Source organism: Streptomyces sp. NPDC058307 (assembly GCF_042880295.1).
Classification (GTDB): domain Bacteria; phylum Actinomycetota; class Actinomycetes; order Streptomycetales; family Streptomycetaceae; genus Streptomyces.
The window spans coordinates 24,906-31,501 of record NZ_JBHVYZ010000083.1; the positions used below are offsets into that span (position 1 = coordinate 24,906).

Sequence of the window (6,596 nt, forward strand, 5' to 3'; positions counted from 1 at the left end):
GGCTATGCGGCTTGCGCCAGGGTAGTTGATGTTGTGTCGAATGCTGTCTCGTAGGCGATGGGACTGCGTTGTCCGAGGCTGGAATGACGGCGTCGGGTGTTGTAGCGGTTGAGCCAGCGGAACGCGTCGAGGCGGGCCTCGCGTTCGCTGGACCAGGTCTTGCGGCCCTGCAGCGTCTCGCGTTTGAACGTCGCATTGAAGGACTCGGCGAGCGCGTTGTCCGCCGAGCTGCCGATCGCGCTCATGGACTGGCGGACGCTGGCCTGGCGGCAGGCGTCGGCGAAGGCCCGACTGGTGTACTGGGCCCCGTGGTCGGTGTGCATAACCGCCCCGGCGAGGCTGCCGCGGGTCCGTTCAGCGGCGGCCAAAGCGTCGATGACGAGGCCGGTGCGCATGTGGTCCGCGATCGCCCAGCCGGCCAGGCGGCGTGAGGCGAGGTCGATGACGGTGGCCAAATACAGGAACTTCCCGCCGTCCAGCGGGAGATAGGTGATGTCGCCGACGTACTTCGTGTTCGGCTCGCCGTGAAGTCGCGGCCGATGAGGTCCGGGGCCTTCGCCGCGGCCGGGTCCGCAACAGTGGTGCGGTGTCTGCGGCGCAAGCGCACGCCCGTCAGACCGGCACCCCGCATCACCCGCGCGATCCGCTTGTGGTTGACGCGCTCGCCCGCCTCGCAGAGCTCGGCCGTGATCCTGGGGACGCCATAGGTGCCGTCCGACTCGCGGTGTACGGCCCGTATCCGGGCGGCGAGGCGGGCGTCGGCCGCCTGCCGGGCGGCCCGGTCCGCGGCCGTCCGACGCCAGTAGTAGAAGCTGGAGCGGGCGATGCCCAGGATGGTGCACAGCCGCTTCACGCCGTAACGGCGCTGATGGTCGGCGACGAACTGGAAGCGGTTCACCAGCGCGTCTCCCCGGCGAAATACTTCGCCGCCTTCCGCAGGATCTCGCGCTCTTCCTCCAGCTCACGGACCTTCTTCCGCAGAGCGGCGTTCTCCGCCTCCAACGGCGCCGGCGGCTCGGTCGGCACCTCCGCCCGGCGCCCCCGGGGCCGGCTCGCTCCGGCCGCTCGGACCCAGTTCCGCAGGGTCTCGGGGTTGATCCCCAGATCGGCGGCGACCTGCCTGATCGTCGCCTCGGGCCGCGACTGGTACAGCGCGACCGCGTCCGCCTTGAACTGCGGCGGATAGTTCTTCATGACCACGAGATGTCCGTTCTCAGATCCTCAGGATCCAGTGTCTCGTGTGTCCAGGATCAAGGGTCAAGGCCCGACCCTCACTGACCGATCCACATAGAGCTACGGATCAGAAGGGGTGTGGCTCTCCGTGGGCGTCGAGAGCATCGGTGTAGCGCTGTAGCTTCGCCCCGAGTTCCTCCTGGAGGAGGCTTGCCGCTTGGCGGGCCTCCTCCAGATCGCCGGCCGCGCAGAGTTCGACGAGTTCGGCCACATCGGCGGAGAGGATCCTGAGGGTGTCGCCCTGGACCAGGACTCCAGGAAAGCGACAGCCAGGCAGGCGCACCACGGCGTCGTTGCTGGCATCGGTGAACAGCTCGGCTTCCACTCGTTCCATCGGGTCCCCGTCTCAGCTTCCGTCTCATTCAGCTTGGTTCAGGGCCGTTCGCAGCGGACCCGAGGCCGATGCCGGTAGCACTCCCGGACAGCGGTGAACGCAGGTGAACGCCCCTGAACGACGCCCACCACCCCACCACCACAGTTGGAAAGCGTGCGCTCTCTCTCGGGGTACCGTGCTGGTCATGGCAGCCAAACGGGTGTGCCCGCGTTGCGCCCAAGACTGGGTCCACCAATACCGCTTCAAGGCCGATGGGACGCGCTTCCTGCTGTGCACCGAGTGCGATTCGCTGTGGTGGCCCAACCAGTCGGTCGAGGTCGCGCAGGCGCACTTCCTTGACGACGTCGTCGCGGCACGCCTCGGCGTAGCGGGGAACCCCTGGTGCGATCGTGTCTGGGCAGACGTCATCGAGCCCGTGCCCGACCTCACCCCTCAAAGCGCCCGCACCACAACCGCACCAGATCGAGCGGGGAACAGCGGGGAACCACGGTAAAAGCGGTCAGGCAGGACAAGGCCCCTCACCGGCCGTCCGCGCAGGTCAGCCCCCGAACCACCCCCAAATGCCCGCAGCTTCCCAAGCTGATGGCCTGCCAAGGCACCGAAGTGGGCACTTCCCCGCCGGGGCCGGCCCTCGTCATGGACGATGACCGCATGCGGTACGTCAACGGGACAGGCTGGCTCGCAATCTTCACCGGCACGGAGACGACGATCGGTCGGACAGCGCACCTGGACGCCTGGGACGAGGCGACGGGCGTTGCACTTGTGGTCGATCCGAAACGCGGTACCCGCCGCCCCGGACGGACTGCCCAGATTTCTCCCACCTGGAGCAGGCCGACCAGGTGGTAGCCGCCGTACCAGGTGGGGTCTGGCGCGCGTACTGGAAGGACGAAGGGCCCAGCGACGGGCCATTGACCGAGCAGGTTCTTGCTTGGCTGGTCACGGCCCGAGGACGCGCCACCCCGATCACCGCCGACGCCCACGGACATGTGGACGACGCTGAGAGCGCCGATCGCCTTGTCCCGCCGGGGGAGGAGTGAGGGAGGCTCCCAGCACAACCGTTCGCCGCCGCACCGGTCGACGACAGCAGCAGGAGCCGGCTTGGACCGAACTCCTAAAGCCGTGCTCTGAGAAGGCGTTCGGGCCTCGCCTCGGCCGCTGTGATGGCTGTCATCATCATGAGATGGCAGACGGGCAGCTACCAGCAGGGTGGACTTTCGAAGAGATCCGCGAGGTCTCCGGCGACCAAGGTTCCGTGGCTCTCGACACCGATCGCGTCGTGACGTGGGTAGGACGGCCGGGGGAGAACGAACGGCTCCACCCCGAGATCATCTTGGGGTTCCACGGGCTATGTCTGGTGAAGCCGGTCAGCGATGAGGACTGGTACATGGGCAGCCTGAACGACGATGGCAGTGTCGACTGCTGGAGTGCTTACGGCGGCCTGTACGAGGCGCTGCGCGGTCTGTAGCCCGGTTGACCTCGCTCCAGGTCAACCCGGCGAGGCCCGTGTCGGTTTCCGTCTCATGCAGCCCCGTTCACGGCCGTTCAACGAGACCCAAGGCAGTGGCCGCTCCCGCGACCGACCGAGCATGAACGCAGGTGAACGGCCCTGTACGCACAGGCCGGTCCGTGTCAGACCGACAGCGGCACCGAGTGGATCTCGTCCGCCTTGTGTCCCGCCCGTTCGTGGACGCGCTGGACCGCGTCCGCCGACGGGGCCTCCGAGAGGCAGTACACGAGGCCGGCCTCGGGGTCCGCCCAGGCGTGCTCGAAGTGCACGCCCTCTTCGTTCTCGATCGCGAGGTCTGCCCGGTGGGCCTCCATCAACTGGTCGGCCGTGATGCCCTGCATCCCACGGTGTACGTCCATGAACCGCGCCATGGCCTCCACCTTCCTGCCATCCCCGAGCCGAACGGTGCCTTCACCCCTGCCCCCGCCCTCTCATGCTCCTCCTCTCCACCCGCCCGGTCGACCCCGACGACCCCAACGACGAAGGGCCCCGGAATCACCCGGGGCCCCTCAGCGTCGTACGAGATCCGGTTCAGGCCCCCTCGGCCCCCGTCACCGGCGGGATCTCCTGCTGGAGTTCGTCCGCGTGCTCGCCCGTCACCAGGTACACCACCCGCTTGGCCACCGACACCGCGTGGTCGGCGAACCGCTCGTAGTAGCGCCCGAGGAGGGTGACGTCCACCGCCGTCTCGATGCCGTGCTTCCACTTGTCGTCCAGCAGGTGCTGGAAGAGCGTGCGGTGCAGCAGGTCCATCTCGTCGTCGTCCGACTCCAGTTGGAGCGCGAGGTCGACGTCCTTGGTGATGATGACCTCCGCCGCCTTCGCCATCAGACGCTGTGCGAGCTGGCCCATCTCCAGGATGGTCGCGTGCAGGTCGTGCGGGATGGCCTTCTCGGGGAAGCGCAGCCGGGCCAGCTTCGCCACGTGCTGGGCCAGGTCGCCGGAGCGCTCCAGGTCGGCCGACATGCGCAGCGAGGTGACGACGATACGCAGATCCGTCGCCACCGGCTGCTGCCGGGCGAGCAGCGCGATCGCCCGGGCCTCCAGGTCGTGCTGGAGGTCGTCCACCTTCTGGTCGGCCTCGATGACGCTTTCGGCCAGCTTCAGGTCGGAGTCGAGGATGGCCGTCGTGGCGCGTCCGATCGCCGAGCCGACCAGCCGGGCCATCTCCACCAGACCGTCGCCGATCGAATCAAGTTCCTCGTGGTACGCGTCCCGCATCGTCGGTTCCCTCTCCTACGTCGTTCCTGTGGGCTCCAGGGGCCGAAACCGGCCGTGAAACCGGTGCCGCGTACCCCACGCTCCCACGTTCGGCCCCTTACGCGTCCGTTTCCGCCCTCCCAAATGAACCGGCACTGGCTCCAAGGTGAACTCTGGGCGACGAGTGTTCGAGCTCGCACCCGGACGGCTGTGGCCAGGACGGATCCCATGCCTAACCTGGAGGCATGGACGTGAACGCGGCGGTCGCCGCAGCGGCAGCGATCGCCGGTGTGCTCACCGGTGTCATCGCCATGCTGGCGTTCCGCTGGAGCGAGCGGGAGCAGAAACGCCCCACCCGCACCTCGCTGCACACCGACCCGATGCTTCCGCCGGGCGTGGACACCGTCCTGTCCGTGCTCCGCTCCTCGGCCGTCGTCCTCGACGAGGCCGACGCCGTCGTCAAGGCGAGCTCCGCCGCGTACGCCCTCGGGCTGGTCCGCGGTGGCAAGCTCTCCGTGGAGCCGATGCTCCAGATGGCCCGGGACACCAGGAGGGACGGGGAGATACGCCAGGTCGAGCTGGACCTGCCCAGGCGCGGGACCGGACGCGGTGAGGCCCTCGCGGTCTCCGCCCGGGTCGCGCCGCTCGGCTCCCGGCTGGTGCTGCTCCTCGTGGAGGACCTCACCGAGGCCCGGCGGATCGAAGCGGTACGACGCGACTTCGTCGCGAACGTCAGCCATGAACTCAAGACCCCCGTCGGCGCGCTCTCCCTGCTGTCCGAGGCCGTCATGGACGCCTCGGAGGACCCGGAGGCGGTGGAGCGCTTCGCCGGCCGGATGCAGATCGAGGCCACCCGTCTGACCAGCCTGGTCCAGGAGATCATCGACCTCTCCCGGGTGCAGAACGACGACCCGCTGGAGGACGCCGAGCCGGTCCGCGTGGACGAGCTGGTCGCCGAGGCCATCGACCGCTGCCGGCACCAGGCCGGCACCAAGCAGATCACCATGGCCGCCGCCGGCGCGGCCGAGCTCAAGGTCTGGGGCAACCGCGGCCAGCTCGCCGCCGCCCTCGGCAACCTCGTCGAGAACGCCGTCAACTACTCGCCCGCCCGCACCCGCGTCGGCATAGCCGCCCGCCGGGTGTCCGTGCCGAGCGGCGACCTCATCGAGGTCGCCGTCACCGACCAGGGCATCGGCATCTCCGACAGGGACAAGGAGCGCATCTTCGAGCGCTTCTACCGCGTCGACCCGGCCCGCTCCCGCCAGACCGGCGGCACGGGCCTCGGTCTCGCGATCGTCAAGCACGTGGCCGCCTCGCACGGCGGGGAGGTCACGGTGTGGAGCTCGGAGGGACAGGGCTCCACGTTCACCCTCAGGCTGCCGGAGGCGGGCGCGGCCCGCGACCGCGCGCTCCAGCACCCCGACCTCGACCACGAGGACGGGCCCACTCCCGAGTCGGCTTCTTACGACCCGCTTCCCGCCCCGGAGGTCCTTCCGTGACCCGAGTGCTCGTCGTCGAGGACGAGGAGTCCTTCTCCGACGCCCTTTCGTACATGCTCCGCAAGGAGGGCTTCGAGGTCGCCGTCGCGACCACGGGCCCCGACGGACTCGACGAGTTCGACCGCAACGGCGCCGACCTCGTCCTCCTCGACCTGATGCTGCCGGGCCTGCCCGGCACGGAGGTCTGCCGCCAGCTGCGCGGCCGCTCCAACGTCCCCGTCATCATGGTGACCGCCAAGGACAGCGAGATCGACAAGGTCGTCGGCCTGGAAATAGGAGCCGACGACTATGTCACCAAGCCGTTCTCCTCGCGCGAGCTGGTCGCCCGTATCCGCGCCGTCCTGCGCCGCCGCGGCGAGCCCGAGGAGGTCACCCCGGCGGCCCTGGAGGCCGGTCCGGTCCGCATGGACGTGGACCGCCATGTGGTCACGGTCTCCGGCTCCAAGATCGACCTGCCCCTCAAGGAGTTCGACCTGCTGGAGATGCTGCTGCGCAACGCAGGGCGCGTCCTGACCCGCATGCAGCTCATCGACCGGGTCTGGGGCGCAGACTACGTGGGCGACACCAAGACCCTCGACGTCCACGTCAAGCGCCTGCGCGCCAAGATCGAGCCCGACCCGGGCGCGCCCCGGTACCTGGTGACGGTCCGCGGCCTCGGCTACAAGTTCGAGCCGTAGAGAGCCTTGTAGGAAAAGTTGCCGTACGCCGAAGGGCGGGACCTCCGAGGAGGTCCCCCCCCTCCGCGTAAGACCAGTCCATGCTCATATAAAAAAAAAAAAACCCCCCACACCCACAAAAAAAACGTTAGCCGGGTTGTGGTTGT

7 protein-coding genes and 1 pseudogene are annotated in these 6,596 nt (G+C 68.7%); 4 read left to right on the forward strand and 4 right to left on the reverse strand.

Annotation, left to right across the window (positions count from 1 at the left end; all coding sequences use genetic code 11):
* Window positions 1-2: 2 nt before the first annotated feature.
* Window positions 3-1,200 (reverse strand): annotated as a pseudogene (locus tag ACFVYN_RS37090) (IS3 family transposase).
* A gap of 100 nt (window positions 1,201-1,300) precedes the next feature.
* The gene (locus tag ACFVYN_RS37095) at window positions 1,301-1,567 is read right to left on the reverse strand and encodes a DUF6959 family protein (RefSeq protein WP_390006582.1); all 267 of its coding nucleotides are present in this window, start codon (window positions 1,565-1,567) and stop codon (window positions 1,301-1,303) included.
* A 184-nt stretch (window positions 1,568-1,751) separates the two neighbouring features.
* On the opposite strand from ACFVYN_RS37095, the gene ACFVYN_RS37100 reads away from it, so the two are divergent.
* A complete protein-coding gene (locus ACFVYN_RS37100; RefSeq protein ID WP_390006584.1) occupies window positions 1,752-2,060 on the forward strand; it encodes a hypothetical protein in 309 nt (102 codons plus the stop codon).
* A gap of 687 nt (window positions 2,061-2,747) precedes the next feature.
* Window positions 2,748-3,032 (forward strand): hypothetical protein, encoded by a 285-nt coding sequence (locus ACFVYN_RS37105; protein ID WP_390006585.1) that lies wholly within the window; start codon window positions 2,748-2,750, stop codon window positions 3,030-3,032.
* A gap of 164 nt (window positions 3,033-3,196) precedes the next feature.
* Here the strand turns inward: ACFVYN_RS37105 and ACFVYN_RS37110 are convergent, their stop codons facing one another.
* Both ACFVYN_RS37110 and phoU read right to left on the reverse strand, forming a co-directional pair.
* On the reverse strand, window positions 3,197-3,445 hold the full coding sequence (locus tag ACFVYN_RS37110; RefSeq protein WP_390006587.1) for an SCO4226 family nickel-binding protein: 249 nt from the start codon (window positions 3,443-3,445) through the stop codon (window positions 3,197-3,199).
* A 160-nt stretch (window positions 3,446-3,605) separates the two neighbouring features.
* On the reverse strand, window positions 3,606-4,295 hold the full coding sequence (gene phoU, locus ACFVYN_RS37115; RefSeq protein WP_390006588.1) for a phosphate signaling complex protein PhoU: 690 nt from the start codon (window positions 4,293-4,295) through the stop codon (window positions 3,606-3,608).
* Window positions 4,296-4,519: 224 nt separating this feature from the next.
* On the opposite strand from phoU, the gene ACFVYN_RS37120 reads away from it, so the two are divergent.
* A complete protein-coding gene (locus tag ACFVYN_RS37120; protein ID WP_390006589.1) occupies window positions 4,520-5,773 on the forward strand; it encodes a sensor histidine kinase in 1,254 nt (417 codons plus the stop codon).
* The gene (locus ACFVYN_RS37125) at window positions 5,770-6,450 is read left to right on the forward strand and encodes a response regulator transcription factor (RefSeq protein WP_055625327.1); all 681 of its coding nucleotides are present in this window, start codon (window positions 5,770-5,772) and stop codon (window positions 6,448-6,450) included. The genes ACFVYN_RS37120 and ACFVYN_RS37125 overlap by 4 nt, the downstream gene beginning before the upstream one ends.
* The last annotated feature ends 146 nt before the right edge of the window (window positions 6,451-6,596 follow it).